This is a genomic window from Labrenzia sp. ATLA3 (assembly GCF_057180185.1).
Window position 1 is genome coordinate 648,106 of the sequence record NZ_JBXUKV010000001.1, and the last position, 26,937, is coordinate 675,042.

28 protein-coding genes are annotated in these 26,937 nt (G+C 58.4%); 14 read left to right on the forward strand and 14 right to left on the reverse strand.

Annotation, left to right across the window (positions count from 1 at the left end; all coding sequences use genetic code 11):
- Positions 1–62: 62 nt before the first annotated feature.
- From AC2A6O_RS02910 to AC2A6O_RS02960, 11 genes are all read right to left on the reverse strand, one after another.
- Positions 63–674 carry a riboflavin synthase gene (locus AC2A6O_RS02910; RefSeq protein WP_498925662.1) on the reverse strand — a complete coding sequence of 204 codons (612 nt, stop codon included), beginning with the start codon at positions 672–674 and terminating at the stop codon, positions 63–65.
- 1 nt (position 675) lies between these two features.
- Positions 676–1,800: a bifunctional diaminohydroxyphosphoribosylaminopyrimidine deaminase/5-amino-6-(5-phosphoribosylamino)uracil reductase RibD gene (gene ribD / locus AC2A6O_RS02915; RefSeq protein WP_498925663.1), complete on the reverse strand. Its 1,125-nt coding sequence runs from the start codon at positions 1,798–1,800 to the stop codon at positions 676–678.
- A 20-nt stretch (positions 1,801–1,820) separates the two neighbouring features.
- Positions 1,821–2,297 carry a transcriptional regulator NrdR gene (gene nrdR / locus AC2A6O_RS02920; RefSeq protein ID WP_148584332.1) on the reverse strand — a complete coding sequence of 159 codons (477 nt, stop codon included), beginning with the start codon at positions 2,295–2,297 and terminating at the stop codon, positions 1,821–1,823.
- Between the two features lie 28 nt (positions 2,298–2,325).
- A complete protein-coding gene (gene glyA, locus AC2A6O_RS02925) occupies positions 2,326–3,636 on the reverse strand; it encodes a serine hydroxymethyltransferase (protein WP_148584333.1) in 1,311 nt (436 codons plus the stop codon).
- Positions 3,637–4,044: 408 nt separating this feature from the next.
- Positions 4,045–4,272, reverse strand: coding sequence for a DUF6898 family protein (locus tag AC2A6O_RS02930; protein WP_498925664.1), 228 nt, complete (start codon positions 4,270–4,272; stop codon positions 4,045–4,047).
- A 127-nt stretch (positions 4,273–4,399) separates the two neighbouring features.
- Positions 4,400–5,704 carry a L,D-transpeptidase family protein gene (locus tag AC2A6O_RS02935; RefSeq protein ID WP_148584335.1) on the reverse strand — a complete coding sequence of 435 codons (1,305 nt, stop codon included), beginning with the start codon at positions 5,702–5,704 and terminating at the stop codon, positions 4,400–4,402.
- A 358-nt stretch (positions 5,705–6,062) separates the two neighbouring features.
- Positions 6,063–6,578, reverse strand: coding sequence for a transcriptional regulator LdtR (gene ldtR / locus AC2A6O_RS02940; RefSeq protein WP_148584336.1), 516 nt, complete (start codon positions 6,576–6,578; stop codon positions 6,063–6,065).
- 153 nt (positions 6,579–6,731) lie between these two features.
- Positions 6,732–7,649: a 3-hydroxyisobutyrate dehydrogenase gene (mmsB, locus tag AC2A6O_RS02945; RefSeq protein WP_498925665.1), complete on the reverse strand. Its 918-nt coding sequence runs from the start codon at positions 7,647–7,649 to the stop codon at positions 6,732–6,734.
- A 73-nt stretch (positions 7,650–7,722) separates the two neighbouring features.
- Positions 7,723–8,142, reverse strand: coding sequence for a DUF6163 family protein (locus AC2A6O_RS02950; protein WP_148584338.1), 420 nt, complete (start codon positions 8,140–8,142; stop codon positions 7,723–7,725).
- 23 nt (positions 8,143–8,165) lie between these two features.
- Positions 8,166–9,203: an enoyl-CoA hydratase/isomerase family protein gene (locus AC2A6O_RS02955; protein WP_498925667.1), complete on the reverse strand. Its 1,038-nt coding sequence runs from the start codon at positions 9,201–9,203 to the stop codon at positions 8,166–8,168.
- Positions 9,204–9,256: 53 nt separating this feature from the next.
- Positions 9,257–10,396 (reverse strand): isobutyryl-CoA dehydrogenase, encoded by a 1,140-nt coding sequence (locus AC2A6O_RS02960; RefSeq protein WP_498925668.1) that lies wholly within the window; start codon positions 10,394–10,396, stop codon positions 9,257–9,259.
- Positions 10,397–10,670: 274 nt separating this feature from the next.
- On the opposite strand from AC2A6O_RS02960, the gene hemB reads away from it, so the two are divergent.
- The 3 genes from hemB to AC2A6O_RS02975 all read left to right on the forward strand — a co-directional run bounded on the left by hemB (position 10,671) and on the right by AC2A6O_RS02975 (position 13,608).
- Positions 10,671–11,666 (forward strand): porphobilinogen synthase, encoded by a 996-nt coding sequence (gene hemB / locus AC2A6O_RS02965; protein ID WP_205514084.1) that lies wholly within the window; start codon positions 10,671–10,673, stop codon positions 11,664–11,666.
- Entirely contained in the window at positions 11,663–12,913 is a 1,251-nt protein-coding gene (locus AC2A6O_RS02970) for a threonine ammonia-lyase (RefSeq protein WP_498925669.1), read from the forward strand. Before hemB ends, AC2A6O_RS02970 begins: the two co-directional genes overlap by 4 nt.
- Positions 12,914–13,110: 197 nt before the next feature.
- Complete coding sequence (locus AC2A6O_RS02975) at positions 13,111–13,608, forward strand: RDD family protein (protein ID WP_498925670.1); 498 nt, start codon at positions 13,111–13,113, stop codon at positions 13,606–13,608.
- Between the two features lie 11 nt (positions 13,609–13,619).
- Here the strand turns inward: AC2A6O_RS02975 and AC2A6O_RS02980 are convergent, their stop codons facing one another.
- Positions 13,620–14,105: a TspO/MBR family protein gene (locus tag AC2A6O_RS02980; protein ID WP_498925671.1), complete on the reverse strand. Its 486-nt coding sequence runs from the start codon at positions 14,103–14,105 to the stop codon at positions 13,620–13,622.
- 200 nt (positions 14,106–14,305) lie between these two features.
- Here AC2A6O_RS02980 and AC2A6O_RS02985 point away from each other — a divergent pair, with 200 nt between their 5' ends.
- Both AC2A6O_RS02985 and AC2A6O_RS02990 read left to right on the forward strand, forming a co-directional pair.
- On the forward strand, positions 14,306–16,138 hold the full coding sequence (locus AC2A6O_RS02985; protein WP_498925672.1) for an SLC13 family permease: 1,833 nt from the start codon (positions 14,306–14,308) through the stop codon (positions 16,136–16,138).
- 45 nt (positions 16,139–16,183) lie between these two features.
- Positions 16,184–16,966: an arginyltransferase gene (locus tag AC2A6O_RS02990; protein ID WP_148584346.1), complete on the forward strand. Its 783-nt coding sequence runs from the start codon at positions 16,184–16,186 to the stop codon at positions 16,964–16,966.
- Positions 16,967–17,236: 270 nt separating this feature from the next.
- On the opposite strand, the gene AC2A6O_RS02995 is transcribed toward AC2A6O_RS02990, so the two are convergent.
- Both AC2A6O_RS02995 and AC2A6O_RS03000 read right to left on the reverse strand, forming a co-directional pair.
- A complete protein-coding gene (locus tag AC2A6O_RS02995; protein WP_498925673.1) occupies positions 17,237–17,896 on the reverse strand; it encodes a uracil-DNA glycosylase in 660 nt (219 codons plus the stop codon).
- Between the two features lie 14 nt (positions 17,897–17,910).
- A complete protein-coding gene (locus tag AC2A6O_RS03000; protein WP_148584348.1) occupies positions 17,911–18,504 on the reverse strand; it encodes a LabA-like NYN domain-containing protein in 594 nt (197 codons plus the stop codon).
- A gap of 401 nt (positions 18,505–18,905) precedes the next feature.
- Here AC2A6O_RS03000 and rpoZ point away from each other — a divergent pair, with 401 nt between their 5' ends.
- The 9 genes from rpoZ to recO all read left to right on the forward strand — a co-directional run bounded on the left by rpoZ (position 18,906) and on the right by recO (position 26,937).
- A complete protein-coding gene (gene rpoZ / locus AC2A6O_RS03005) occupies positions 18,906–19,307 on the forward strand; it encodes a DNA-directed RNA polymerase subunit omega (RefSeq protein WP_148584349.1) in 402 nt (133 codons plus the stop codon).
- A 108-nt stretch (positions 19,308–19,415) separates the two neighbouring features.
- Complete coding sequence (locus tag AC2A6O_RS03010; protein ID WP_148584350.1) at positions 19,416–21,662, forward strand: RelA/SpoT family protein; 2,247 nt, start codon at positions 19,416–19,418, stop codon at positions 21,660–21,662.
- Between the two features lie 111 nt (positions 21,663–21,773).
- Positions 21,774–22,355 (forward strand): orotate phosphoribosyltransferase, encoded by a 582-nt coding sequence (gene pyrE, locus AC2A6O_RS03015; RefSeq protein ID WP_148584351.1) that lies wholly within the window; start codon positions 21,774–21,776, stop codon positions 22,353–22,355.
- Positions 22,356–22,384: 29 nt separating this feature from the next.
- Complete coding sequence (locus AC2A6O_RS03020; RefSeq protein ID WP_148584352.1) at positions 22,385–22,999, forward strand: DUF2062 domain-containing protein; 615 nt, start codon at positions 22,385–22,387, stop codon at positions 22,997–22,999.
- A 71-nt stretch (positions 23,000–23,070) separates the two neighbouring features.
- Complete coding sequence (gene acpS / locus AC2A6O_RS03025) at positions 23,071–23,493, forward strand: holo-ACP synthase (RefSeq protein WP_498925674.1); 423 nt, start codon at positions 23,071–23,073, stop codon at positions 23,491–23,493.
- 115 nt (positions 23,494–23,608) lie between these two features.
- Positions 23,609–24,361, forward strand: coding sequence for a signal peptidase I (gene lepB / locus AC2A6O_RS03030; protein WP_148584354.1), 753 nt, complete (start codon positions 23,609–23,611; stop codon positions 24,359–24,361).
- A gap of 36 nt (positions 24,362–24,397) precedes the next feature.
- Positions 24,398–25,108, forward strand: coding sequence for a ribonuclease III (gene rnc / locus AC2A6O_RS03035; protein ID WP_148584355.1), 711 nt, complete (start codon positions 24,398–24,400; stop codon positions 25,106–25,108).
- 87 nt (positions 25,109–25,195) lie between these two features.
- A complete protein-coding gene (gene era / locus AC2A6O_RS03040) occupies positions 25,196–26,122 on the forward strand; it encodes a GTPase Era (protein WP_205514086.1) in 927 nt (308 codons plus the stop codon).
- 59 nt (positions 26,123–26,181) lie between these two features.
- A complete protein-coding gene (recO, locus tag AC2A6O_RS03045; protein ID WP_148584356.1) occupies positions 26,182–26,937 on the forward strand; it encodes a DNA repair protein RecO in 756 nt (251 codons plus the stop codon).

The following is a 26,937-nucleotide window of genomic DNA, read 5'->3' on the forward strand; positions in this document are numbered from 1 at the left end:
TTCGTCCCGTGGTTAAGGCGGCAAGCGATATTGGCTCTTTTAGAAGGTGTTGGGACTGTCCCCTATCCGGTCTTGGAGAATTCCGCAAGGCGGGCGGCGTAGCGGGCCATCATATCCACCTCCAGGTTGATCTTGTCACCGACGTTCCGGTCCGACCAGGTGGTGACTTCCAGAGTGTGCGGGATCAGGAAGACGGAAAAGAGCAGACCGTCGACCTCGTTCACAGTCAGAGACGTGCCATCGAGCGCGACCGAACCCTTCTTGGCAATGAAGGGAGCTGCCTCCTCGGGTGCCTCGAACTGAAAATAGACCGAATCCGGATGATCTTCCCGCTTGGTCACCGTCGCCAGTCCGTCGACATGGCCAAGGACCAGATGTCCACCCAGTTCGGCCCCCATCGTCAGCGAGCGTTCCAGATTGAGTTTCTGGCCGACCTTCCAGGAGGCAACATTGGTCAACGCGAGGGTTTCGGCTGCCGATTCCACCTCGAACCAGTTGCCGTTGGAGCCATTGTCCTTGGCCGTCACCGTGTGGCAGACGCCTGCGCAGGAAATCGACGCTCCGATGTCGAAGCTGTCCGTGTCATACACGGTGCGTATCCGCGTCCGCATCCCGGCAGGGATCTTGTCGACGGCGAGGATCTCGCCAAGGTCGGTCACAATTCCGGTGAACATGTCAGGCTCCGCGCCGTCTGAGATAAACAAAACTGTCAGGACCGAACCGGCCGGCGTCGACCCGCTCGAATTTGGGGTCTTTGAGAACATCTGCAAGGTCAAGACCGTGCAGAGCTGATATGCCGCCCTCGCCAATGACGATATCCCCGGTGACGACGCACAGGTCGTCCACCAGGTCGGCCTTCAGGAAGGACGATGCCAGACGGGAGCCGCCCTCCACCATGACCCGCGTAACGCCGCGCGTCGCCAGCGCACTGAGCATGACCGAGGGCTTGATGCCGTCCTCTTCCGAAGGAACGCGGATGACGTTGACACCGGCCGCTGCCAGATCCGCGATCTTGTCGGCATCCGCAGTGTTGCTGCAGACAAGCCAGACTGGTACATCCGCGCAGGTTCGCACCAGTTTGGACGTCAGCGGCAACCTGGCGCACCGGTCGATGATAACACGCACGGGCGAACGATCTGCCAGGCCAGGCAGCCTGCAGTTCAGCTGCGGGTCATCGGCAAGTGCAGTGCCGGAGCCGACCAGAATTGCATCGCATTCGGCGCGATAACCGTGCACCTTACGCATCGACAGGGGTCCGGAAATCTTAATCTGGCCTTCGCCCGCCCGGCCGATGAACCCGTCCCGGGAGACCGCAAGTTTCAGGAACACCACAGGGCGCTGTTTCAACTGCCTGTATGTGAAGCCTCGATAGAGCGCTTGCATGGCCTTCTCGCGCTCGCCCACTTTCACCTCGATGCCCGCGTCGCGCAGCATGGCAACGCCCCGACCCGCTACGCGCGGATTGGGGTCCAGCATGCCAATGACGACACGTTTCACTCCGGCTTCGATGAGAGCCTTGGCGCAGGGCGGTGTCCGGCCATAGTGAGAGCATGGCTCCAGGGTGACATAGCAGGTCGCCCCTTGCGCCCTTTCCCCCGCCTGATTCAATGCGTTGACTTCCGCATGCGCCATGCCGGGACGCGAGGTGACACCCCTGCCAACAACAACGGCACTCCCCTCTTCGCAACGGACAATGAGGGCGGCTACGGACGGATTGGGCCACACCCGGCCCAGACCACGACGGGCAAGGCGCTCTGCGGCCGCCATGAAACGGGCATCAAGATTGGAAAGCTCGGACATGAAAAACCGGATACTGCGGGTCAGGGATTTTTGAGCGGATGTCCGTCAGGATCGCTCAGCTCATCGAGAAGGGCTTCGAAATCCTTCGCCTCGCGGAAATTCTTGTAGACGGAGGCAAAACGAACATAAGCAACGTCATCAATGGCCTTGAGGCCTTCCATGACGTGGTTGCCGATGGTTTCCGCAGTGATTTCCGTTTCGCCAGAACTTTCAAGCTGGCGAACGATGCCGGAGACCATGCGTTCGATCTTGTCCGGATCTACCGGCCGCTTGCGCACCGCTATCTGCACGGACCGCATCAGCTTTTCCCTGTCGAAGGGAACGCGGCGTCCGGAGCGTTTGAGCACCAGGAGCTCGCGCAGCTGCACGCGCTCGAAAGTGGTGAACCGGCCGCCGCAGGTGTTGCAGATCCTGCGGCGGCGGATGGCTGTATTGTCCTCGGTCGGGCGGGAATCCTTGACCTGGGTTTCCTCGCCCCCGCAAAACGGACATCTCATGTCTTAAAGCTCCTGACCGAGCCCGCGATTAGCCCCCGTAGATCGGGAACCGGGCCGTCAGTGCTTCTACCTTGGCTTTGACCGCCGCTTCAACTGCTGCGTTGCCCTCTTCACTGTTTGCGGCCTTCAAACCGTCCAACACTTCCGTGATCAGCAGGCCAACTTCGCGGAATTCCGCAACGCCGAAGCCGCGTGTGGTCGCAGCCGGAGTGCCGAGACGCACGCCGGAGGTGACAAACGGCTTTTCCGGATCGAACGGAATACCGTTCTTGTTACAGGTGATGTTGGCACGGCCGAGAGACTTTTCAGCCACCTTGCCGGTGGCGTTCTTCGGACGCAGGTCCACCAGCATGAGGTGGTTGTCGGTGCCGCCGGAAACGATGTCCAGGCCCTGCTCTTTCAGGACTTCGGCCAGTACCTTGGCGTTTTCCTGAACAGCGCGGGCGTAAGCCTTGAATTCCGGCTGCAGAGCTTCCTTGAAGGCAACAGCCTTGGCAGCGATCACATGCATCAGCGGGCCGCCCTGAAGACCGGGGAACACGGCCGAGTTCATCTTCTTGGCAATCGCTTCGTCGTTGCTGAGGATCATGCCGCCGCGCGGACCGCGCAGAGACTTGTGGGTGGTGGTGGTGACGACGTGCGCGTGCGGCACCGGCGACGGATGAACGCCACCTGCAACCAGACCAGCGATGTGCGCCATGTCGACCATCAGATAAGCACCGATGCTGTCAGCGATTTCGCGGAAGCGCTTCCAGTCCCAGATACGGGAATAGGCTGTGCCGCCAGCCAGGATCAGCTTGGGCTTGTGTTCGTTGGCAAGGCGCTCGACCTCGTCCATGTCGAGCATGTGATCGTCTTCACGCACGCCATAGGAGACGACGTTGAACCACTTGCCGGACATGTTGACCGGAGATCCGTGGGTCAGGTGACCGCCGGAGTTCAGGTCCAGGCCCATGAACGTGTCGCCCGGCTGCAGCAGCGCCAGGAACACGGCCTGGTTCATCTGGCTGCCGGAATTCGGCTGAACGTTGGCAAACTGGCAGCCGAACAGTTCCTTCGCACGCTCAATTGCCAGCGTTTCGGCGATATCCGCAAACTCGCAGCCACCATAGTAGCGCTTGCCCGGATAACCTTCGGCATATTTGTTGGTGAAGATCGAGCCCTGTGCTTCCAGCACTGCGCGGGATACGATGTTTTCCGAAGCAATCAGCTCGATTTCATGCTGCTGACGGCCGAGTTCCTTGCCGATCGTGTCGAAGATATCCGGATCGGCCTCAGCAAGGCTGCGGGTGAAGAAACCGGACTGCAGGGACTGATCGGAGCTTTCCATCAAAGACATAGCGCCATCCTTGTGTTCTTTTGATAGATCAGGAGCATCGGCGGCCAATGTCCTGAAGGACGCGATCGACCGTCATGCCTGTGTGAGGCGAGGAATTAACACACACCCCGGCCATAACCAAGAGGCATACCGACGCGTCCAGCTTGGAAAACGACACCGCCGGCAAATCTTGAAGAACCAAAGTCTTCACCGCCAGGGGCAGGACATAGTCGGACAGGTAAACAGGTTACACTTGTAACTTTGCAGCCCTTTACACCCTCAACTTAGCGTGAGGCGGAAATATTCGCTGAAACGATCTGAACTCTTTTACCGAAAAGCGCGTTTCCGCTCCGCTGATTTCTGAAGCGATGTGACTGGATATCTTGTTCACCGCGAACGAATTCGTTTGCGGCCGTTTCGGACTTCCCCTCAATAAAGGGTCGGGTCAGGCCTGTCCTGGGCGGTCAGGGCTTCCTGTTCGATGCGGCGGCGGAGCTTGCGGACGGCAAGGCGCTTGAGATCTTCCTGCGCGGCTGAGGATGGGCCAAAAACCGACACTTCAAGTCCCGTGTCCGCGTCAATCGCAGTAACTTTGACCTGCTGCCCGATTGGCCGGAACTCAAGATAGATTTCACCACGCCGCTCGTCGCGACTCATTGCCGTTCTCCTGATCCAACATCCCGTCTTCGAACAGGTGTGCGAATGGAGCTAGAATCCATGAAACGCCGGCCTGATCAAGACCGGCGTTTCACAACAAGAAAAACTGCGTGATGCTGAGCGCCGCTTACAGGCGCGCCTGCTCACCCGTTCCATAGAGATCGTCGCGATCGTAGATATCATCGCGGAAATGCACCACGCCGTCGGCATTCGCCCAGGCGGTGATGTAGGTGAGATAAAGCGGTATCTGCGACTTCAGCTTCACATCTTCCCGCTCACCGGTGCGGATGACGCTGTCAACACGGCCGCGATCCCAGTCCGGAGTGGTCGACTGCAACAGCCAGGTGACCAGTTCGCGCACGTTCTGGACACGTACGCAGCCCGAGGAGTGGAACCGGTTCGCTTCACCGAACAGGGTCTTGGACGGCGTGTCGTGCAGATAGACCTGATGCTTGTTATGGAAGTTGATGCGCACCGAACCGAGAGAGTTTTCAGCGCCAGGATCCTGGGTGAACCGGTACTGGGTCGCCTCGTCGGTGTTCCAGTCGATCTGCTGCCAGGTGAGCTCGTTGTTGCTCCAGTCGAAGATGCGAATGTTGTTCTTCGCGAGATACTGCGGATCCTCTTTCATCTTCGGGATCAGGTCCTTGCGGATGATCGACTTTGGAACTGTCCAGTATGGATTGAAGTTCAGCTCGTAAATCTTGCTGTTGAGGATCGGAGTCTGACGGTCGATCTTGCCAACAACGGCCGTGTGGCGCGAGCGGACCATGCCGTTTTCAACAGCTTCGATCTCCGCAGCCGGAATGTTGACCATCACATAGCGGTCCCCCAGGAAACCGGACATGGAACGCATGCGGATCATGTTGGTTTCGAGCTGACGGAGACGTACGTCGGCCGGAATGTTCAAGGCGGTCACGGTGCTGTCGCCCATTACCCCGTCCGGAATCAATCCGTGACGAAGCTGGAAGCGGCGCAAACCTGCGTCCACATAGGAATCAAACGTATCCGACAGGCCTGCCTGCTGTTCCAGATCGCCGGACACTATCAAACGGCGGCGCAGTTCGACAACGCGCGGATCCTTGGCACCGATGCGCAGCGCCTTGCCACCCGTGGAGACGGTTCCCCATCCACCAGCCTGGACGATGCGCTGATAGCGATCGATGGCCGCAGCGATGTAGTCGGCCGTCTGAGGCGACAACGTCGGAGCGGAAGACTTCACTTCGGTGATGTGGTCTGTCGCGATATCGAAGTTATCCGTCCATTCAACCTGCTGGTTCTGGGCGAATGTCATCGGGGCCGTCTGTGCCTGGGCAGCACTTGCAACCATGGCCGGCGTTGCCACGCCAAGCACGATCATGCTCTTGAGCGTTTTTCCAGCAGTCCACTTCAAGTGACGCTTTATCCCGAACGATCCGGATAAAAGGTTCATCGCCGACCCCATGTTGCAGCGCATTTCCGCGCAAATTTTCTTCATGTACTCGGGATCAGCCCAACACAATAGGACCACCCCGGCGGTTCCTGCCCCCAGTCCTATCGGAAGGGAGTTAACAAATCGCTTGATTTTTTAACCATCTCGGTGTCAGGAGCACCGCACAAAGCCATTTCAATGTGACCACAAGATGTCAACGCAGCGTTAGAAGACGAAACCGCTGACATCATAACTTTGATTTTCCGCCGCAAGCAAATTGCGATGCGACAATTTGTGTGTAGCCAGCAAATTCAGGCTCAAAAAGAAAAAGCACCGCCCGCTGGACGGTGCCATTTCATTTGAAAGTGCCGTGACTGTCTTACAGTCGGTACAGGATCTGATCGGTCCAGAACCGCTCCAGGCGGCGCAGGGACTTGTTCAGTGCCACAAAGTCCTGCGGGCCGATTTCGCCGACCTGTTCGACGGACAACATGTGACGCTCATAAAGATCGTTCACGATCTTGGCGACTTCCGTTCCCTTTTCCGTCAGGCTGACGCGGACGGACCGACGGTCCATGCGCGAACGCTGATGGTGGATGTATCCTGTCTCAACCAGCTTCTTCAGATTGTAGGAGACATTCGACCCCAGGTAGTAGCCGCGTGTCCGCAGCTCACCGGCCGTCAGTTCGCTGTCGCCGATGTTGAACAGCAGCAGAGCCTGCACGCTGTTCACATCGGACCGGCCCATACGGTCGAATTCGTCCTTGATGACGTCGAGCAGACGGCGATGCAGTCTCTCAACGAGTGTCAGAGCCTCGAGGTAAAGCGGCTTGATCTCAAGCTCTTCCCCTTCGTTCTGCCCAACAGTATCAACTGCCCTACTTGCGGTGATCATGTGATTGCGCCTCTTATAGTACCTGTCTTTGGACGGATATTTTCCCGCCTTGTTTCGCAATCTAACCGAGCGATTCTAAAATCCGCTTAAGAGACACGCTGAATCATCCGTTAACTTCTCAGGGCCGTTTTAGACTTCCCTTTAACTTGTTGTTCATGATGTTCCCCGCAGGAACTTCACAATCCCAGAGAAATCCTGGGTTTCGCCACCCGAGTTACAGAAGAGAGAGTAGAGCGCCGCGGCTTCCGCGCCCAAAGGCGTTGCCGCGCCTGCCGAATTTGCTGCTTCCTGAGCAAGTTTTAAATCCTTGAGCATCATCGCGGCTGCAAACCCAGGTTGATAATCCCGGTTCGCCGGCGAGGATGGCAGCGGCCCCGGCACCGGGCAGTAGGATGTCAGGGACCAGCACTGGCCGGAGGCCGTCGACGAGATATCGAACAACTTCTGCTTGTCGAGACCCAGCTTCTCGGCAAGCACGAATGCCTCCGACACGGCGATCATGGAAATGCCGAGGATCATGTTGTTGCAGATCTTCGCCGCCTGACCGGTTCCCGCATCGCCGGCATGAACGATGGTCTTGCCCATGATGTCGAGATAGGCCTTGGCCTCTTCGAACGCTTCCACCGCCCCCCCGACCATGAAGGTCAAGGTGCCACCGGCGGCGCCGGCAACACCGCCGGAGACCGGTGCGTCGACCATCTTCATGCCTTTCGCCTCTGCCGCCGCGCTGACCGCCCGGGCGCTGTCGACGTCAATCGTCGAGGAATCGATCATGAGAGTACCGGGTTTGGCATTCTCGAGGATGCCCCCCTCGCCTTCATAGATCTGGCGAACATGTTTGCCGGCCGGCAGCATGGTGACGATCACATCGGCTGCGGCAGCCAGTTCGGCAACGCCGGCGGCCTTTTCACCGCCTTCCGCCTCGTGCGCCGCGATGGCCTTATCGGACAGATCGAAGCCGAGGACCCTGTGCCCAGCCTTGACGAGATTGATCGCCATCGGTCCACCCATGTTGCCGAGGCCGATAAATCCGATAGTGCTCATGATGGTTTCCTCCCAGAAAGATTTCATGTTGGTTTTGAATCTGTTGGCTGGCCGTCTTGAACCGCCGTTCCAGCCTCTTCAAAAACTGATTCAACTGCGGTCAGATGGCATTGGCCTTGTTCTCCCTGTCCATCAGGAACGCCAGCGCCGCATAAATCGCGATTGTCAGCAGATAGAAGGCGATCTCATAAGGACGTCGTCCATAGAGATCTGAGAAGGCGGTGTGCATGACGATCTGGCAAGCACAGCGGAAGATCCACATGACCGTGCCCCACGAAACGGTCAGCCAAAGACCGGTCGCTGCCACAAGATCCAGCACAGCGAAAAAGACGATGGCACCCTGCATGGCCACGGGCATGTCCCAGAACCACAGGCCGCGCCATTCGACAATGCCAATGATGCGCGCCCAATAGATAACGCCACCGCCAATGAGAATGATCGCGATGCCGCGCAGATACCAGATCAGAAGCGTGCTCCAGGGCGGGCGGGAATCGATCAGGTCCTGAAAGCTGGTAATCATGGAATGTCCGGGTCAGATTGGGCTTAGCCGAGCGGCAGGTCTCCGTCAGCAGGTTCCTCGAAATACGACGCCAGATCGGCGCTGTCCACTTGGCTAATCTGGGAAGGCGACCATTTTGGCGTCTGATCCTTGTCGACAAGCACCGCACGTATGCCCTCGTAGAACTCCGTTCCCTGCAGGATGCGGGACACGATGCGATACTCAAGCTTCATGCATTCGTTGAAGGAAAGCTGGCTGCCTCGTTTCATCTGTTCGAAAGCGAGAAGAACACTTGTCGGAGATTTTTGCCGGATAGCACCCAGTGTCTTCGCGGCAAAGTCTGTGTCCGATTTTTCCAGGCGCGACAGAATGTCTTCCACCGCCGCAGCCGAAAAAACCTCGTCGATGACGTCGAGATTGTCCGACAGAGGCCCCTTGTCCGGCGTAACGAGATAAGGGGCGAGCACGGCGCCGACATCGTCTGCCGTTTCCAGGTCCCGTTCCAGATCAACAAGGCTTTCTTCGGATATGGCATGGGTCAACACACCTGTTGCCAGCGCATCGCCCTGTTTCAACCTGCCTGCGCTGAGCGCACAGTAAATTCCACTGTTCCGAGGCATGCGCGGCAGGAAGTATGTTCCGCCGACGTCGGGAAAAAAACCGATCCCGGTTTCAGGCATGGCAAACAGCGTCTTTTCAGTGCCGATCCGGTGGCTGCCATGAACCGACACCCCAACGCCGCCGCCCATGACGATCCCGTTGATGAGCGCGACGTAAGGCTTCGGATAGGCCTTGATCTGTGCATTGAGAATATACTCGTCACGGAAAAAGGCACTCAGTCCATCCGTCTGCCCGCCCATGCGCGCATCATAAATGCTGCGAATGTCGCCCCCTGCGCAAAAGGCCTTGTCGCCAGCGCCTGTGACGACGATGTGAGCGATTTCCGGATCTTCCGCCCAGCGCGTCAATTGTTTGGCCATGGCTTTGACCATGGCATGATTGATCGCATTCAGTGCCTTGGGCCTGTTCAGAATGACAAACCCGGCCTTGCCACGCTTTTGGAAAAGAATGTCGTCGCTCACTGGCGCCTCGCAAAAAGAAGAGTCGTTTCAACGGAGTGGATCGGAAAACTCCATCAGTCCTTCAGCAACTGCCGCGCAATGATCAGCCGCATGATCTCATTGGTGCCTTCCAGAATCTGGTGCACCCGGACATCGCGGAAATAGCGCTCGATCGGATAGTCGCGCAGATAACCGTAGCCACCATGAAGCTGTAGCGCTTCGTTGACCACCTTGAAGCCGGTGTCGGTAGCAAGCCGCTTGGCCATGGCCGCGAGTTTGGTGGCGTCATGAGATTTCGCATCCACCGCCGAAGCTGCCTTGTGCAACAAAAGCCGGGCTGCTTCCAGCTCGGTCGCCATATCAGCAAGGCGGAACTGAAGTGCCTGAAAGTCTGCAATCGGACGGCCGAACTGCTTGCGTTCCTGCACATAAGCCAGGGCGTGGTCCAGGCAGGCCTGTGCGGCCCCCATCGAGCAGGCGCCGATATTGAGGCGGCCGCCATCAAGCGCGGCCATGGCGATCTTGAAGCCTTGGCCTTCCGATCCGATCAGGTTCGACTTCGGCACCCGGCAATCCTGAAAATTGACCTGGGCCGTCGGCTGGCTTTTCCAGCCGAGCTTCACCTCGTTGGCACCGAAGCTGAGACCGGGGGTCCCCTTTTCAACCAGAACACAGGAAACGCCGGAAGGCCCCTCGCCGCCCGTGCGGACCATGACCGCATAAAGATCGCTGACGCCGCCGCCGGAGATAAATGCCTTGGAGCCGTTCAGGATATAATGGTCACCATCATCCTTGGCGCTGGTGCGCAGACTTGCCGCATCCGATCCGGACCCAGGCTCGGTCAGGCAGTAGCTTGTGAGCAGCTCCATGGTGCAAAGCCGGTGGAGATACTTCTGGCGCAGCTCTTCCGAGCCGTAGGTGTCGATAATCCAGGCCACCATGTTATGAATGGAGATATAGGCCGCCGTCGACGTGCAGCCCCTGGACAATTCCTCGAAGATCAGTGTCGCATCCAGCCGGGTAAGAGCCGAACCACCGACATCTTCCTTCACATAGATGCCGCCAAAACCAAGTTCTGCCGCCTTGCGCAACGTGGGTATCGGGAAATGGCTTTCTTCGTCCCACTCCTTGGCGAAAGGCGCGAGTTCGTCGCGCGAAAAGCTTGCCGCCATGTCCTGAAAGGCGCGCTGATCTTCGTTCAGTGAAAAGTCCACGGATTATCCTCCCTCAAGCGGTGGCGACGCGATTCCTCCCCCGGAAAGGTCTGCGTCCTGACTTCGCGGCAGCACTAAAGCATATTTGACGCAAACGTCAAACAATCTCTTTTTCCATATTAAATTCAGTTGTTTTTCAGAATATTTGATTGCGTCAATCTGCGTGATAGATTGGCGGCTCACTTCCATCAGAATACGCCTTCCAACGTCGATTAGCGAACAGACAGGGCCCATGTCGTCAAAATCCCCCCTTCCGCAGATCACCTCCGACCACATGGACACCCTCCTGGCCGGTACCCGCATGCGTCGCAACCGCCAGAGCGACTGGTCGCGCCGTCTGGTGCGGGAAAACAATCTCACGGTCGATGATCTGATCTGGCCGATCTTCCTCGTGGACGGCGAGAATATCCGCCAGGCAGTGCCGTCCATGCCGGATGTCCTGCGCCTGTCGGTGGACGAAGCCGTGCGCGACGCAGAGAAGGCGGCAAAGCTGAACATTCCCGCACTGGCGCTGTTTCCCTATACCGATCCCGGTCTGCGCGACGAAACAGGGTCCGAGGCGCTCAATCCGGAAAATCTGACCTGCCGTGCCTTGCGCGCCATCAAGGCGGAAGGACTGAACCTCGGCCTGATGACGGACGTCGCGCTCGACCCATACACCAGCCACGGTCATGACGGGCTGATGGACGGCGACACGATCCTGAATGACGAAACTGTCGATCAGCTCTGCCGGCAAGCATTGGTGCAGGCGGAAGCGGGTTCGGATGTCATCGCCCCGTCCGACATGATGGACGGCCGCATCGGAGCCATTCGCCAGGCTCTCGATTCACAAGGGCACCGTGGAACGCAGATCATGGCCTATTCGGCCAAATACGCCTCTGCCTTCTATGGTCCGTTCCGCGACGCCGTCGGTTCGTCCGGCACCTTGATCGGCGACAAGCGCACCTACCAGATGGACCCGGCCAACACCGACGAGGCCCTGCGAGAAGCCGAACTGGATATTACAGAAGGCGCCGACATGGTGATGGTCAAGCCGGGCATGCCCTATCTCGACATTGTCCGCAGGATCAAGGACGAGTTCCAGGTTCCAACCTACGCCTATCAGGTGTCCGGCGAATACGCGATGATCAAGGCGGCCGCTGGAAACGGCTGGCTGGACGGAGACAAGGCCATGCTGGAAAGCCTGCTGGCCTTCAAGCGCGCAGGCGCCGACGGTATCCTGACCTATTTCGCCCCCAAGGTGGCCGAGATGCTGGCAGGCGGGAAATGACCTCTGCCGAGGTCAGCCGTGCTGACGAAGTCACGTTTACCAGGGTTCAGGAGGCGGCCGCCCTTTTGCGCGGCGCCGTAATCGAAACCCCGTGCCTGCCTGCCCCGCGTCTCTCGCAACTGACCGGAGCCGATGTCTTCGTGAAATACGAAAACATGCAGGTTACCGGCGCTTTCAAGGAACGCGGGGCACTGGTGAAACTCTCCAGTCTGACGGCGGATGAAAAGAAACGCGGCGTGATCGCGGTCTCCGCAGGCAACCATGCCCAGGGTGTTGCCTATCACGCCGGACGACTCGGCATACCGGCAACCATCGTCATGCCGGTCCTGACGCCATTCGTGAAAATCTCGGCAACCCGTAACCACGGGGCAGAAGTCGTTCTGGCCGGCAACACGCTGGCCGAGGCAAAGGAAGAAGCCGACAGGCTGGCTGAGCTGAACAATCTCGTCTGGGTGCACCCTTACGACGATGCCCATGTCATTCATGGCCAGGGAACTATCGGCATTGAAATGCTGGCGCAGCAGCCGGATCTCGATGTCCTGGTCGTGCCTGTGGGCGGCGGCGGGCTGATCGCAGGAATTGCCACTGCAGCCAAGGCCATCAAGCCCTCAATCGAAGTGATCGGCGTCGAGACGACGCTTTATCCCGGCATGTGGGGGGCTTTCTACGGCAAGGACGTGCGCTGCGAGGGCGCAACCATCGCCGAAGGCATTGCGGTGCGCGACATCGGCGTTCTGACAACCGAAGTCGTCAAAAGAGCTGTCGATGATATTCTGTTGGTTTCGGAAAGCAGCATCGAACGTGCGATCAACGCCTATCTGACCTTGCAGCGAACCATTGCCGAAGGCGCTGGCGCTGCCGGTCTTGCAGCGTTGCTGACAGATCCCGAACGGTTCGCAGGCAAAAGGGTTGGTCTTGTCCTGTGCGGCGGCAACATCGATCCTCGGCTGCTATCGAAGATAGTGGTCCGTGAACTTGCCCGTGATGGCAAACTGGTGTCGATCCGGATCGACACCCCGGACCGGCCGGGTGTTCTCGGCGAAATCGCGACCGTCATCGGCGACATGCAGGGCAATGTGGTCGATGTGGAACACCATCGTCTGTTCCTCAACGTTCCTGCCAAGGGGGCAACGCTGGACGTCACTTTCGAAGCCTTCGACCGTCCGCATGGCGAGCGAATCATCGCGGCCTTGCGCGAGCGCGCTTTTGTGGTGCGTTACCTGGAAATCGGCGAGCGGATGGATTGAGCCGGGGCACCGTCGTGTCTTCCTGTTGAACTGTATGCACGCCTCCCGCTCATCCCGAATTGGACCGTCAGGTTCGTCATGAAGGAATGGGCCAGGTGTGGGTGAATTGCAGACAACGATAGCGGCGCGCGGCACATAATTGCGAAACGTGCCGCCAATCCCCACATTACAGACAACGAACCCAAGGGAGCCGCGCCATGTCTGCAGAAACCACCTCCGATTATGCCCGTCAGGACGTTTTCGATCCTGTGAGCAATCCGGAGCTGTTTTCCGGTGTGCGCAGTCGGCGCATCTTTGCGTTTTTCATCGATCTGATCGTGATAACGCTGTTCACCTTCGGCGCAGGGATCGTCGTGTTCTTCCTGGGCGTCTTCACTCTGGGCCTTGGCTTTCTGCTTTATGGCATCCTGCCGACGGCTGTTGCGCTGCTCTATGTTGCCTTCACCCTTGGTGGCCCGCAGGCATCAACCCTCGGCATGCGCGCCATGGGGCTGGAAATGCGCCTCTGGTATGGAGCCAAGCCCTACCCGCTTCTGGCAGCCGTCCATGTCATCCTGTTCTGGTTTTCGATCTCTCTGCTGACACCGTTCGTTCTGCTGGTGTCTCTGTTTTCCAACCGAAAACGCTTGTTGCACGACCTTGTTCTGGGAACGGTGGTGATCAACTCCGCCTACCATCAGGACCACGCGCGCTGACAGATGTAACGTCAGTTCAAGAGCGCGAGCGACAGGTTCAACAGGCCAGCGAATGTTGTCCAGAGCGCATAGGGAATGAACAGCAGCGCGGACAAACGGTCCGCGCGCCAATTGCCTCCGATGAAATTCAGGATCAGATAAAGCATCACCGCGATGACGGCTGAGGCCGTCCACATGAAGTGCAGGGTGAAGAACAGCGGCGACCAGATCCAGTTGAGGATCAGCTGCCCGTACCAGATTTGCATGATACGGCTGTTGCCCGCACGCAGGTATGTTCGCCAGCCCGCAATCGCGATCATCACATAAAGAATGGTCCAGACAGGCGCGAATACCCAGTTTGGGGGATTGAACGGTGGCTTTGTGAGAGCTTCGTACCAGGCGCCCGGCGTGTTCAGGATGCCGATCGTTATGCCCACCCCCAAAACGATAGCCAGAAACAAGACCAGCAAGGGAAGATGTCTCGTTAGCGACGGCGAACTTGCATTTTCTGAACTCATGACTTCTTCAACGCGGCTTGACTTCAAGGGTTCCCAATCTTGGGACCAAATCACAATATCTGGCAGTTCAACATTAAAAGTGTCATCTCGTGACACGAATATATCAACGGCAATATTGTCTTAAGGCTCTTCCATTGCCGGGACCGCCTGCTTTAGAGTGTGGTTTCTTGAAATTGGCCGAGCTGGCTTTGGGCAGGTGAATGCACTCAGTTGATATTGCAATGGCGCTGACCTTCGTGGTGATCGCGTCCACTGTCGTCCTTTACGCCCTTGAGCGTTATGCGATTGAAACAATCGCCCTTGGCTCGGTTTCCGCCTTCATTGTAATTTTTGCGCTGTTTCCGGTTCAAAAGCCGGATGGGTCTTTCATAGCCACCGGCGACTTCCTGTCCGGCTTTTCCAACCCGGCGCTGATTACGGTCATTTGTCTGCTGATCATCGGCCAGGGCCTGTTCCAGACCGATGCCCTGGAAGGACCGGCGAAGGCCATCGTGAAAATGACACGGGGACGGTCGCTGCGAGCTGCGATCCCCGTTCTGTTGACCGTGGCCGCCCTCAGCGCGTTTTTGAACAACACCCCTGTCGTGGTCATGTTCCTGCCAATCCTGACCGCCGTTGCCGCCACGGTTGGTCAGTCCCCTGCCCGGGTTCTGATGCCGCTGTCCTATCTGGCAATTCTTGGCGGCATGACGACGTTGATCGGGTCGTCCACAAACCTGCTAGTGGCGAATTTCGCCGCGCAAAGCTCCGATCTGCGGCTGACCTTCTTCAGCTTCACTCCAATCGGGCTGATCATGGCCGGCGTCGGCTCGATCTATGTGCTGTTCATCATGCCGAAGCTGCTTCCGGTGCGCAAAACCATGGCGGAAGAGTTTCAGAGTTCTTCCGGAAAGCAGTTCATCGCGCAGATCGAGATCACCTACGGCCACCCTCTGGTGGGTGTAGAATCCGTGTCCGGCATGTTCCCGCAATTGAAGGACATGACCGTAAGACTGGTTCAGCGTGGTCAGAAACCTGTTCTGCCGCCGTTTGAAAACGTTGTGCTGTCACCCGGTGACACGGTGATTGTGGCTGCAACGCGCACCGCCCTTGCCAATGCCTTGGCCCGCAGGCAGCCGCTGATGGAAGCCGATTCCGATGCGAACGGCTCAGGCCGCGAGACACAGGCCCCGGCAGGCACAATCAGCCTGGCGGAAACGGTGGTGGCCCCCGCCTCCCGCCTTATGGGGCGCACCCTTCCCCAGTCGGCCTTCTACACTGACACAGGCTGCCTGGTGATGGGCATCCAGCGCCGCAGCCGCATGCCGCGCATGGCAATGAACGACATTCGCCTGGAAGCCGGCGACGTGCTTCTTGTGGCCGGTAGCGAAGAGGCGATTGCGCGCCTCCGCGGCAATCGCGACGTCCTGTTGCTGGACTGGTCGATGGCCGAGGTGCCGCGCAAGCGTTACGCACCGCGGGCGCTCGTCATTTTTGCCTTTGTCGTCGCACTGGCCGCCAGCGGCCTCGTCCCGATTGTCACCACTGCCGTGGCCGGTACGTTTGCGATGATCGTTTCAGGCTGCCTCAACGTTCGGCAGGCCATGCGCGCCATCGACAGCCGCATCTTCATGCTGGTGGGGGCATCACTGGCTGCCGCCGTTGCGCTTGAGGGAACAGGCGGAGCAAATGCCATTGCCACCGGACTTGTTCATCTGCTGGCCGGGTCATCGCCGACCGTGATGCTGTCGGCCCTGTTCTTTATCGTGATGATCCTCACGAACTTCCTGTCGAACAACGCGGCCGCCGTTCTGTTCACTCCGATTGCGATCAATCTGGCGAATCAGATCGACGCAAATCCGGAAGCGTTCGTCGTCTGTCTGATCATTGCGGCCAACTCGTCGTTCGCGACTCCCATCGGTTATCAGACCAACCTGATCGTCATGGGGCCAGGTCACTACAAGTTCAACGACTTTGTGCGGGCTGGTACCCCGCTCGCGCTCATTTTATGGTTGACCTTCTCACTGGTCGCGCCATGGTATTACGGACTATAGGACCCGGAATAGAGAACAAATCAAAAGGTTTCGCGGGACAAGACGGTGACACGGCACCCCACAGATCATCCGCAGTTCTATCTGACTGCGCCCGCACCTTGCCCCTATCTTGAGGGGAAACAAGAGCGCAAGGTCTTCACCCATCTTGTCGGCCATGGCGCCGGTGCGCTCAACGAAGTGCTCACGCAAGGCGGTTTCCGACGCAGCCAGAACATCGCCTATCGCCCGGCCTGCGAACGTTGCCAGGCCTGTATCTCGGTGCGTGTGCGGGTCGATGATTTCAAGTGGACCAAATCCTTCAAGCGCGTCTGGAAATCAGGATCCGATATCGTTGGCGCCTGTCTTCCGCCCAGCCCGTCAGCGGAACAGTACGATCTCTTCCGCGACTATCTGGAGGCTCGCCATGAGAATGGCGGCATGACGGAAATGAGCGTTCTTGATTATGCGATGATGGTTGAAGACACCCATGTCGAAACGCTGGTGCTGGAATACCGGCGACGCGGTCCGAACAGCTTCATTACCGGCGCTGGCGAAGGGCCGTTGCTGGGCGTCGCGCTTACCGATCAGCTCTCGGACGGATTGTCGATGGTCTATTCCTTCTATGATCCTGATTACACCAAGACGCCCCTCGGCACCTATATGATCCTCGATCACATCGAGCGTGCCCGCAAGATGAGCCTGCCTTACGTCTACCTGGGATACTGGGTCAACGGCTCTCAAAAGATGGCCTACAAGGCCCGTTTCAAGCCGCAGGAGCATCTCGGCCCCAATGGCTGGCTGATTGCCGACGCTGAGGCCTATCAAAAGGCACCGCACTCGGAAGAGTGATGGCAGGATATCTGGTTAGCCTGAAGCTTTGAGTATTTTGGTAATCCGCACCTGATTAACTCATGCTGAGGAGACCTTCAGGTCTGTCTCGATTATGGCGGTATACTCAGAAGCAGAAACAAGTGGCTCATCTTTCGAGACAGCGTTCACGCGCTTCCTCAGGATGAGGCAGAATATGTGGCGCGCTCCCGAGAGCAGCCTTGTCTTTGCCGGGATACTGACCGCCCAAAACACCAATCGGCTGAAACGTCGCCGAAGGCCCTCCCCCACTCAGGGAATGAACGAGCGGATCTGCCTGAATACTGAGTGGAACATTTCCTCGGTCAGGCGGCCGGTGTTGGTGTTGTAGCGCGAGCAGTGATAGCTGTCGAAAAGTGTCAGTCCCGTTCCGGGAAGCTCGTGCTGTGCGCCATGCGCAAAGGGGAATGATGCCCTGCGTTGATCAAGGGCCGTCAGGAAGGTTTCATGCGCGATGCGGCCAAGCGCGAGCACAGCCTTGATCGAAGGATTGGCATCAAGCGTCAACAGCAGATACGGGCGGCACGTCTTGATTTCAGCGCCGGTCGGCTTGTTCTGCGGCGGCAGACAACGCACTGCGTTGGTGATCATCGCCTCTTTCAGCCGCAAACCGTCGTCCGGCCGGGCCTGATAGGTGCCTTCGGCAAAGCCGAACTCGATCATCGTCTGGTAAAGAAGGTCCCCGGCATAGTCGCCCGTGAAAGGACGGCCGGTGCAGTTGGCCCCCTTCATACCCGGCGCAAGGCCGATGATCAGCAAGCTTGGAGACGCGTCTCCGAATGAAGGCACCGGCGCATTATGCCAGTCGGGATGAACAGCCTTCAACTCCTCGCGCAGGGCGACGAGGCGCGGACAGGCCAAGCAATCCGGCGGCGGATCGACCGGCCAGCTATCTGCAATACGCTCGGACATTGCCCGGATAAGCCTCAGTAATCGTCGTCGTCGTCGTCTTCATCAACGTGCGCGGGCGTTTGCGGGCGGGCTGGACGTTCCGAGGGATCGCGTCCGATCTTGTTTGCAAGGCTCGCCAGATCGATGAAGTGATCGGCCTGACGGCGCAGATCATCGGCGATCATCGGTGGCTGGGTCTTGAGCGTCGAAACCACACTCACCTTGCGGCCCTTGCGCTGCAACGCTTCAACCAGAGAGCGGAAGTCGCCGTCACCGGAGAAGAGGACCACATGGTCGACGGATTCCACCAGTTCCATGGCATCCACAGCCAGCTCAATGTCCATATTGCCCTTCACCTTGCGGCGGCCGGCGCTATCGACAAATTCTTTCACCGGTTTGGTGATGACCTTGTAGCCATTGTAGTCGAGCCAATCGATCAGCGGACGTATGGAGGAATATTCCTGATCTTCAATCAACGCGGTGTAATAATACGCGCGCAAAAGATACGCCTGTCCCTGGAACTCTTTCAGCAAACGTTTGTAGTCGATATCAAAGCCAATCGCTTTGGCCGTTGAGTACAAGTTCGCCCCATCAATGAACAAAGCAACTTTTTCTCGAGCGTCAAACATCTTATTTGAAACCTTTCCGAGTCATATACGCCGCTCTTGAAATTTTGCGTTGGAGGAACCAGTTTCCCGCGACCTAATTCCAGGCAGACACTATAAGGCGACGTATATTTTGCTGTAAGTTTACCGCGTATACCGCGGCGTCACACAGCTTATCGTTTTGTTTTGTCAACGGCCTTCTGATTCTGGAAAGGGCCGTTACTAGTGGACTACACCATAATATTGGAGCGCCGCAATGCAAAAGCGAATAGGCTGCGCGAAATGAGACAAAAAAACATCGGATTTTTTGTCTGTGCGTTCCAATACCAGCGATAGTCCTCTCAAATATGACAAGGGGTTGCTTTTTGGAAACGTGAACACTATACGCTGGTTCTTCAAGTTCCTTAAGCCTATGGAGACGTCGAATGGCGCGCGTGACCGTCGAGGACTGCATCGACAAGGTCGAAAACCGGTTTGAGCTGGTGCTGCTTGCTGCGCATCGCGCTCGCATGATCTCAAGCGGTTCGCCGCTGACCATTGACCGTGACAACGACAAGAATCCCGTTGTTGCGCTTCGTGAGATTGCCGAGCAGACCGTCAGCCCGGAAGACATGAAAGAGGACCTGATCCACTCTCTGCAGAAGTATGTGGAAGTGGATGAGCCTGAGGCCGATGCCGTGCCGATGGTACCGTCCCCCAACCAGCATCAGATGACGCAGGTCAACAACGTTGACGACAGCGCTGTCGAGTTTGACCGCATGTCCGAAGAAGACCTGCTGCGCGGCCTGGAAGGCCTCGTTCCGCCGGAGCGGACCGACGACGTCTGATTTGAGTTCACAGGTTCGTCTGAAGCGCGGCGGGAACGCCCCGGCGCTTCAGACGGCTTTTGTCTGTCGCGCTGATGTCTCAGCCGTTTGCCAGGGTCGGTTGCGGCCATGATGCGTCAATACGAACTCGTTGAACGGGTTACGCGCTACAATCCGGACGCCGACGAGGCCTTGCTCAACAAGGCTTACGTCTATGCCATGCAGAAACACGGCTCTCAAACGCGTGCGTCTGGCGACCCCTACTTCTCCCATCCTCTCGAAGTTGCCGCGATCCTTACGGACCTGCGCTTGGACGACGCCACTATTGCGGTCGCCCTGCTGCATGACACCATCGAGGACACCGATGCGACCCGCGCCGAGATCGACTCCCTGTTCGGTGAGGAAATCGGCAAGCTGGTCGAGGGTCTGACCAAGATCAAGCGACTGGATCTGGTCTCCCAGAAAGCCAAGCAGGCTGAAAACTTCCGTAAACTTCTGCTTGCCATTGCCGATGACGTCCGCGTGCTTCTGGTCAAGCTCGCCGACCGCTTGCACAACATGCGCACGCTCCACCATATGCCGGAGCACAAGCGTGGGCGCATTGCCGAAGAAACGATGGAAATCTATGCGCCGCTTGCCGGGCGCATGGGCATGCACGACATGCGCGAGGAGCTGGAAGACATTGCCTTCCACACGCTCAATCCCGAAGCCTACGAGACCATCACCGACCGTCTGGTCGACCTGCGCGAACGCAACCGTGACCTGATCCTGGACATCGAGACAACGCTGACGGAACGCCTCAGCGAACGGGGCATGGCCGCCCTGGTGAAGGGGCGCGAAAAGCGCCCTTACTCGATCTTCCGCAAGATGCAGCGCAAGGCCATCGGCTTCGAGCAGCTCTCCGATATCTACGGGTTCCGCGTCACGGTTGGCACCGTGGAAGCCTGCTATCGTGTGCTGGGCGTCATTCACACGACCTGGCCGACCGTCCCCGGTCGGTTCAAGGACTATATCTCCACGCCCAAGCAGAACGACTACAAGTCGATCCACACCACGATTGTCGGACCGTCCCGCCAGCGCGTGGAACTGCAGATCCGGACCATTTCGATGAACCGGGTCGCGGAATACGGCATCGCCGCACATGCACTCTACAAGGATGGCGAGTTCGGCGGTCGCAATATTGCCCGTCACACGGAAGACTGCCGCGCCTTCGAATGGCTGCGCAGAACCACCGAATTGCTGGCGCAGGGGGACACACCGGAAGAGTTTCTGGAAAATACCAAGCTGGAACTCTTCCACGACCAGGTCTTCTGCTTCAGCCCCAAGGGCCGGCTGATCGCCCTGCCCCGGGGCGCAACGCCGATCGATTTTGCCTATGCGGTTCATACCGGCATCGGCAACACCTGTGTTGGCTGCAAGGTCAACGGCAAGATCATGCCGCTGGTGACCGAGTTGCATAACGGCGACGAAGTCGAGATCATTCGTTCGCCCGCGCAAACGCCGCCGCCAGCCTGGGAAGCGATTGCCGTTACCGGCAAGGCGCGTGCCGCAATCCGCCGCGCCACCAGGGAGTCGGTGCGCAAGCAGTACGGAGCCCTCGGAGAACACATTCTGAAGCGCGCCTTTGCCCGGGCGGACAAGGCTTATTCGGAAGACCTCTTGGAAGCCATTCTCGATCTTTTGCACCAGGCCAGCGTTGCCGATTTGCTGGCCGCCGTCGGTCGCGGCGATCTTTCGGCCCAGCTGGTTCTGAAGTCAGCCCATCCGGACTATCAGGACGAGCGCGTGGCCCTTTCCGGCCCGCCGCTGGAAGAAGGCTGGTTCGGCTTGAAACAGGGTCACGGCCTGAAGTTCCGCATACCTCCTGGAGAGATTGATGCAGACAAGGCCGCAGCAAACGCCAACGGCGAGGCCGAAGAAGGACCAGCCCTGCCGATCCGCGGTCTGTCCGGAGACATTCCGGTTACCTTCGCACCCGATGGCGGAGCTGTTCCCGGTGATCGCATCGTCGGCATCTTGACCCCGTCCGAAGGACTGACCATCTATCCAATACAATCGCCGTCCCTGAAGGAATTCGATGACCAGACAGAGCGCTGGGTCGACGTTCGCTGGGACATTGACGTCAACAATCCGGAACGGTTCCCTGCGCGCCTGGACATATCTGCTGCAAACGAACCCGGTTCCCTTGCAACCATTGCCCAGGTGATCGGCGAAAACAGCGGCAATATCGACAACGTCAAGATGATGCAGCGCGCTTCGGACTTCCATCAGATGATCATTGATCTTGAAGTCTGGGATCTGAAACACCTGAACAGGATCATAAACCAGCTGCGTAGCAAGCCTAATGTTTCCAGCGTCAGTCGTGTGAATGGCTAGGCTGCCAGTGGCAACCGGCACAAAACGACAAAGCCGCTTTCGAGTGGACAACACCGCTGATAAACCACAGGCCGGCGCGCAGCCGCCGAAGAATTTTGAGGGGATCTGATAATGACACGCGATGAAGTTCTGGCCGTATTCCGCGAGGCCGGAGCCTTTCTGGAAGGCCACTTCATTCTGACCTCCGGTCTGCGCAGCCCGGTCTTCCTGCAGAAGGCTCGCGTGTTCATGTATCCGGACAAGACGGAAAAGCTCTGCAAGGCGCTTGCCGACAAGATCCGCGCCTCCGACCTCGGCAGGATCGATTACATCGTTTCCCCTGCTCTCGGTGGCCTCATTCCGGGTTACGAAACCGCCCGTCATCTCGATGTTCCTGCCATGTGGGTGGAGCGGGAAGACGGTGAATTCAGACTGCGCCGCTTCGAAATGCCGCAAGGCGCCCGAGTCATTGTTGTGGAGGATATCGTTACGACCGGCCTTTCCAGCCGTGAAACGGTAACCTCGTTGAAAGCTCTTGGTGCTGAAGTCCTGGGTGTTGCCTGCCTGATCGACCGATCCGGTGGCGAGGCAGATGCCTCGGTACCGGTAATAGCGCTGGCAGAATACAAGGTTCCGGCCTATGAACCGGACAACCTGCCGCCAGAACTGGCCGCTCTGCCTGCTGTCAAGCCAGGCAGCCGCGGATTGAGCTGAACAAAAAACACGGGATTGAGCCTTAGACCATGCTGTTTCGCCGGAGAAATAGGCCAACACGGATTGAGCGACTGCGCGTCGCCGTCTGGCCCCGGAACAGTTGGGCGCGCTCAACCCGTTATTTTGGCAAGCGGGTATTGCGCCTGACTGCGACCCCTCACGCGATCGCCCTGGGCTTTGCCGCGGGAGCCTTTGCCTCCTGCACGCCCCTGGTCGGGTTCCATTTTCTGACGGCGTTTGCACTTGCCTACGTGGTACGCGGCAACCTGATCGCTGCCGCGCTCGGAACATCCGTCGGCAATCCGCTGACGTTCCCGTTCATCTGGGCCTTCACCTTCAAGATTGGGCAGTGGATACTCTACGGGCGCGCGCCGCACACCGATACGCACCAGGTACACCAGCAGTTTCAGCATGGCCTTTTCGAGAAGTCGCTCGATGCGCTCTGGCCAATGCTCAAGCCGATGTTTATTGGCGCTGTGCCACTCGGCCTCGTCGTCGGGACGGTGTCCTACGTGGTCGTTTACAAAAGTGTCGAAGTCTATCAGCGGCGGCGCAGAAACAAACTCGCCGACAAGGGCGCTGGCAAACATGGCCGGTTGTTTCCCGCCCCGGGCAACACCGTTGAAGAAGACGGCAGCGCTTGATTTTGCCGGCTGCCCAGCCCAACTAAACTGAGATCCCGGCTCTCATCCCGCCGTAACCTGGAAAGCAAGGCATGATCCCTGGAATTGGCAGCGATCTGATTGATATTCGTCGTTTCGAGAAAACTCTCGAACGGTCCGAAGAGCGCTTCACCTACCAGGTCTTTACCGAAGTCGAGCGAACCAAATCAAACAAGCGCGCCGCCTCCTGCGCCAAACGTTTCGCGCTCAGGGAAGCCTGCTCGAAGGCACTTGGCAGCGGCATTCGCATGGATGTCGCCTTGCGAGAGACGGGCATAGCGAAGCTGGCATCCAGCAAGCCGGCCATAGCCCTTATGGGTGGCGGCACAGAACGATTGCAGGCGGTGGGGCCTTCTGGTTTCAGGACTGCCATCAATCAGATAAATACAGACGATTACCCACTGGCGCAGGCCTCTGCCGTAATTTCGGCCCGGCCGGGCGACCGGCCTGAACCTCCAAAGGCGGATTCCTCCTGAAAGCCCAGCCTTAAGGGCCTTCCTCTCATTGCGTCAACAGGCGCTAGCGGATAAGAGTCCGGCTGTAAGTGGCAGTGCCGAACAGAATGCCGGACAAATTTGATCAAGGGACAACATGAGCGTGACGGAAAACAAGAAGGATAAGGACGGCGGCCTCGTTGAAACCGTCAAGGTTATTGTCCAGGCGTTGTTGCTTGCCCTGATCGTGCGAACATTCCTGTTCCAGCCGTTCAACATTCCATCCGGTTCGATGAAGGATACATTGCTGATTGGCGACTATCTGTTCGTCTCCAAATTCAGCTATGGATACTCTCGCTTTTCCTTTCCCTTCGGCCTGGGCCCCTTCAGTGGCCGTATCTGGGCTTCCGACCCGGAACGGGGCGATGTCGCCGTCTTCAAGCTGCCGAGGGATACCTCCATTGACTACATCAAGCGTGTGATCGGCCTGCCCGGCGATACAATCCAGGTCATCGACGGCGTGGTGCATATCAATGGTGAACCGGTCAAACGTGAGCGGATCGACGATTACATCGAACAATCACCGTCCGGCCTCGTGCGCCGCGTGCCGCGCTACCTGGAAACCCTGCCGAACGGCGTTTCCTACGAGACCCTGGATCTCACCACACACGGAGAGATGGACAACACCCGCGAGTACAAGGTGCCCGAAGGCCATTACTTCATGATGGGCGACAACCGGGACAACTCTGTCGACAGCCGTTTTCTGGACAGGGTTGGCTACGTGCCGTTCGAAAACTTCATGGGCCGTGCCGAAATCCTGTTCTTCTCCATCAAGGAAGGAACGCCAGCCTGGCATATCTGGTCCTGGCCGTGGAGCGTTCGCTGGGACCGGATTGGCCGAACACTCTAACCGGGGCTTTGGCGACAGGTCGCCCAAGCAGGCAGCATGAAAAGACAACATCATCAACCAGGGCCGGTTTCGGCCCTGAAAAGCGCGCTGCAATATGAGTTCCGTGATCTGGAGCTGTTGCGGGTAGCGCTGACTCATGCCAGTGCCCTGCCTCCGTCCGAAACGGTCGCGGGAAGTTATCAGCGACTGGAGTTTCTCGGCGACCGTGTTCTCGGCCTCGTGATTGCCTCCATGCTGCACAAGCATTTTCCCCGGGCAGATGAAGGCGAACTGGCCCGGCGCTTCAACCATATGGTCAAGCGTGAGACGTGTGCGGAAATCGCGCAGGAGCTCGGCGTTGGCGATGCCATGCGAATCGGACTTGCAGAAGCTCAAACCGGTGGCCGCAAGAAGACCGCCCTGCTTGCCGACATCTGTGAATCGGTCATCGCGGCGATCTATCTGGACGGTGGCTTCGAGGCGGCCGAAAGCTTCATCACGCGCCTTTGGGAACCGCGTATGCTATCCTGGTCGGGACCGCTGCGCGATGCCAAGACAACGCTCCAGGAGTGGGCACAGTCCAGGAGCCTGCCGACGCCGCGATACGACGTGACCACCCGGGACGGACCGGACCACGCTCCGAATTTTACCGTGTCGGTTACCGTTCAGGGGCTGCCGCCTGGCGAAGGCAAGGGCGGCTCCAAGCGGATTGCAGAACAGAATGCGGCTGAAGCCGTGCTGCGCCGGGAAGGCGTTTGGAAGGAATAGAACAGGTTGAGTGACGACACCACCAATGACGGTCCGATGGACGAGGACGACGACAACGGCTTTCAGGCCCCGACCGGCCGTTTCGACATGCCGCTTCCCGAGCCATTGCCGGAGATGCCGACCGATACCAAGGCGGGTTTCATTGCCCTCATTGGCGCGCCCAACGCCGGTAAATCGACTCTGATCAATCAGCTTGTCGGCACCAAGGTATCCATTGTCACGCACAAGGTGCAGACCACCCGCACGATCGTGCGCGGCGTGGCCATGCATGGTGCGGCGCAGTTGGTGTTCATCGATACGCCAGGCATTTTCAAACCCAAGCGCCGGCTCGATCGCGCCATGGTTGATACCGCTTGGGGCGGTGCGCGCGATGCCGATCTGATCGCGCTTCTGGTTGATGCCCGAAAAGGTTTGACCGAGGAAGTGGAGAACATCCTCAAACGCCTTTCCAGCCAACAGGCGCCCAAGGTCCTGATCCTCAACAAGACCGATGTCGCCAAGCGCGAGAAACTGCTGCAGCTGGCGCAGAAGATCAATGAAATCGTCCCGTTTGAAGAGACCTTCATGGTGTCCGCTCTGACCGGCGATGGCACCCAGTCCATTCTGGACTATTTCGCGTCCAAGGTTCCGGACGGTCCCTGGCTCTTTCCGGAAGACCAGCCGTCGGATCTGCCTCTTCGCATTCTTGCCGCCGAGATCACCCGTGAGAAGCTGTTCGAGCGCCTGCACGAGGAACTGCCCTATATCTCCACCGTGGAGACAGAACAGTGGCAGGCCCGCAAGGATGGATCGGCCAGGATCGAGCAGACCATTTACGTGGAACGGGATAGCCAGAAGTCCATCGTGCTCGGCAAACGCGGCCAGACCATCAAGGCGATTTCTCAAGCCGCCCGCGAAGAGCTTTCGGAAATCATCGAAGCTCCCGTTCATCTGTTCCTGTTCGTGAAGGTTCGGGAGAACTGGGCGGACGATCCGGAGCGCTACCGGGAAATGGGGCTCGAATTTCCGAAATAATTTGCGCGGATCTCCGAATCCGCCAAACTCCCGGCCAGATGTGAAACGGGAAACGGCCCTTGGAATGGAGCGGACGCGGCGTGGTGCTGACCACCCGCAAACACGGCGAAAACGATGTCATTCTGGAGGCCATGACGCTGGATCATGGCCGCCACCTCGGCCTTGTGCGTGGTGGTCGTTCCCGGCGGCACCGGCCTGTCCTGCAGCCTGGCAATGAGCTTACCCTCACCTGGAAGGCACGCCTTTCCGACCATCTCGGCCAGTTTCAGATTGAGCCGGAAACGCTGCGGGCGGGTGACCTCATGACCAGCAGTCTCGGTCTGGCAGCGCTCCAGCATCTGGCCTTTCTGCTTCGCCTCCTGCCCGAAAGACATGCCTACCCGAGATTGTTCAATGCGCTGACCGTGGTTCTGGATCATCTGGAGGCTTCGGACGCGGCAGCCGCGCTTCTGATCCGCTTCGAGCTTGAGGTCTTGCGTGACCTCGGTATCGGTCTTGATCTTTCATCCTGCGTCGCCACCGGCAGCAACGAAGACCTTGCCTATGTCTCACCGAAATCCGCCCGTGCAGTCTGCCGGGAAGCCGGCGCGCCCTATCATGACCGCTTGCTCCCCCTGCCCAGCTTTCTTCTTGACGGGCAACGGCAGGCAGGCAGTGAGCTGACCTGGGCCGATGTCACCCAGGGTTTCGAATTGACGAGCTTTTTCCTGAACAGATACGTGCAGGAACATGAGGCCAGGGACGGCGGCACACGAAACCAGGTGCTCACCGCCCTTGAAAAGCGTTACCGAACCGAATTCCCCTGGAATTTCTGA

Coding starts and splice junctions, on each gene's coding strand:
- mmsB (WP_498925665.1), bottom strand. CDS start 7,649: ATGAAATCTTTCTGGGAGGAAACCATCATGAGCACTATCGGATTTATC.
- AC2A6O_RS02985 (WP_498925672.1), top strand. CDS start 14,306: ATGCACTCAGTTGATATTGCAATGGCGCTGACCTTCGTGGTGATCGCG.
- AC2A6O_RS03000 (WP_148584348.1), bottom strand. CDS start 18,504: ATGTTTGACGCTCGAGAAAAAGTTGCTTTGTTCATTGATGGGGCGAAC.
- AC2A6O_RS02975 (WP_498925670.1), top strand. CDS start 13,111: ATGTCTGCAGAAACCACCTCCGATTATGCCCGTCAGGACGTTTTCGAT.
- AC2A6O_RS02950 (WP_148584338.1), bottom strand. CDS start 8,142: ATGATTACCAGCTTTCAGGACCTGATCGATTCCCGCCCGCCCTGGAGC.
- AC2A6O_RS03020 (WP_148584352.1), top strand. CDS start 22,385: ATGCTGTTTCGCCGGAGAAATAGGCCAACACGGATTGAGCGACTGCGC.
- AC2A6O_RS02980 (WP_498925671.1), bottom strand. CDS start 14,105: ATGAGTTCAGAAAATGCAAGTTCGCCGTCGCTAACGAGACATCTTCCC.
- rpoZ (WP_148584349.1), top strand. CDS start 18,906: ATGGCGCGCGTGACCGTCGAGGACTGCATCGACAAGGTCGAAAACCGG.
- hemB (WP_205514084.1), top strand. CDS start 10,671: ATGGACACCCTCCTGGCCGGTACCCGCATGCGTCGCAACCGCCAGAGC.
- ribD (WP_498925663.1), bottom strand. CDS start 1,800: ATGTCCGAGCTTTCCAATCTTGATGCCCGTTTCATGGCGGCCGCAGAG.
- AC2A6O_RS02935 (WP_148584335.1), bottom strand. CDS start 5,704: ATGAACCTTTTATCCGGATCGTTCGGGATAAAGCGTCACTTGAAGTGG.
- lepB (WP_148584354.1), top strand. CDS start 23,609: ATGAGCGTGACGGAAAACAAGAAGGATAAGGACGGCGGCCTCGTTGAA.
- acpS (WP_498925674.1), top strand. CDS start 23,071: ATGATCCCTGGAATTGGCAGCGATCTGATTGATATTCGTCGTTTCGAG.
- rnc (WP_148584355.1), top strand. CDS start 24,398: ATGAAAAGACAACATCATCAACCAGGGCCGGTTTCGGCCCTGAAAAGC.
- AC2A6O_RS02910 (WP_498925662.1), bottom strand. CDS start 674: ATGTTCACCGGAATTGTGACCGACCTTGGCGAGATCCTCGCCGTCGAC.
- AC2A6O_RS02930 (WP_498925664.1), bottom strand. CDS start 4,272: ATGAGTCGCGACGAGCGGCGTGGTGAAATCTATCTTGAGTTCCGGCCA.
- AC2A6O_RS02995 (WP_498925673.1), bottom strand. CDS start 17,896: ATGTCCGAGCGTATTGCAGATAGCTGGCCGGTCGATCCGCCGCCGGAT.
- AC2A6O_RS03010 (WP_148584350.1), top strand. CDS start 19,416: ATGATGCGTCAATACGAACTCGTTGAACGGGTTACGCGCTACAATCCG.
- pyrE (WP_148584351.1), top strand. CDS start 21,774: ATGACACGCGATGAAGTTCTGGCCGTATTCCGCGAGGCCGGAGCCTTT.
- ldtR (WP_148584336.1), bottom strand. CDS start 6,578: ATGATCACCGCAAGTAGGGCAGTTGATACTGTTGGGCAGAACGAAGGG.
- nrdR (WP_148584332.1), bottom strand. CDS start 2,297: ATGAGATGTCCGTTTTGCGGGGGCGAGGAAACCCAGGTCAAGGATTCC.
- glyA (WP_148584333.1), bottom strand. CDS start 3,636: ATGTCTTTGATGGAAAGCTCCGATCAGTCCCTGCAGTCCGGTTTCTTC.
- AC2A6O_RS02970 (WP_498925669.1), top strand. CDS start 11,663: ATGACCTCTGCCGAGGTCAGCCGTGCTGACGAAGTCACGTTTACCAGG.
- era (WP_205514086.1), top strand. CDS start 25,196: ATGCCGCTTCCCGAGCCATTGCCGGAGATGCCGACCGATACCAAGGCG.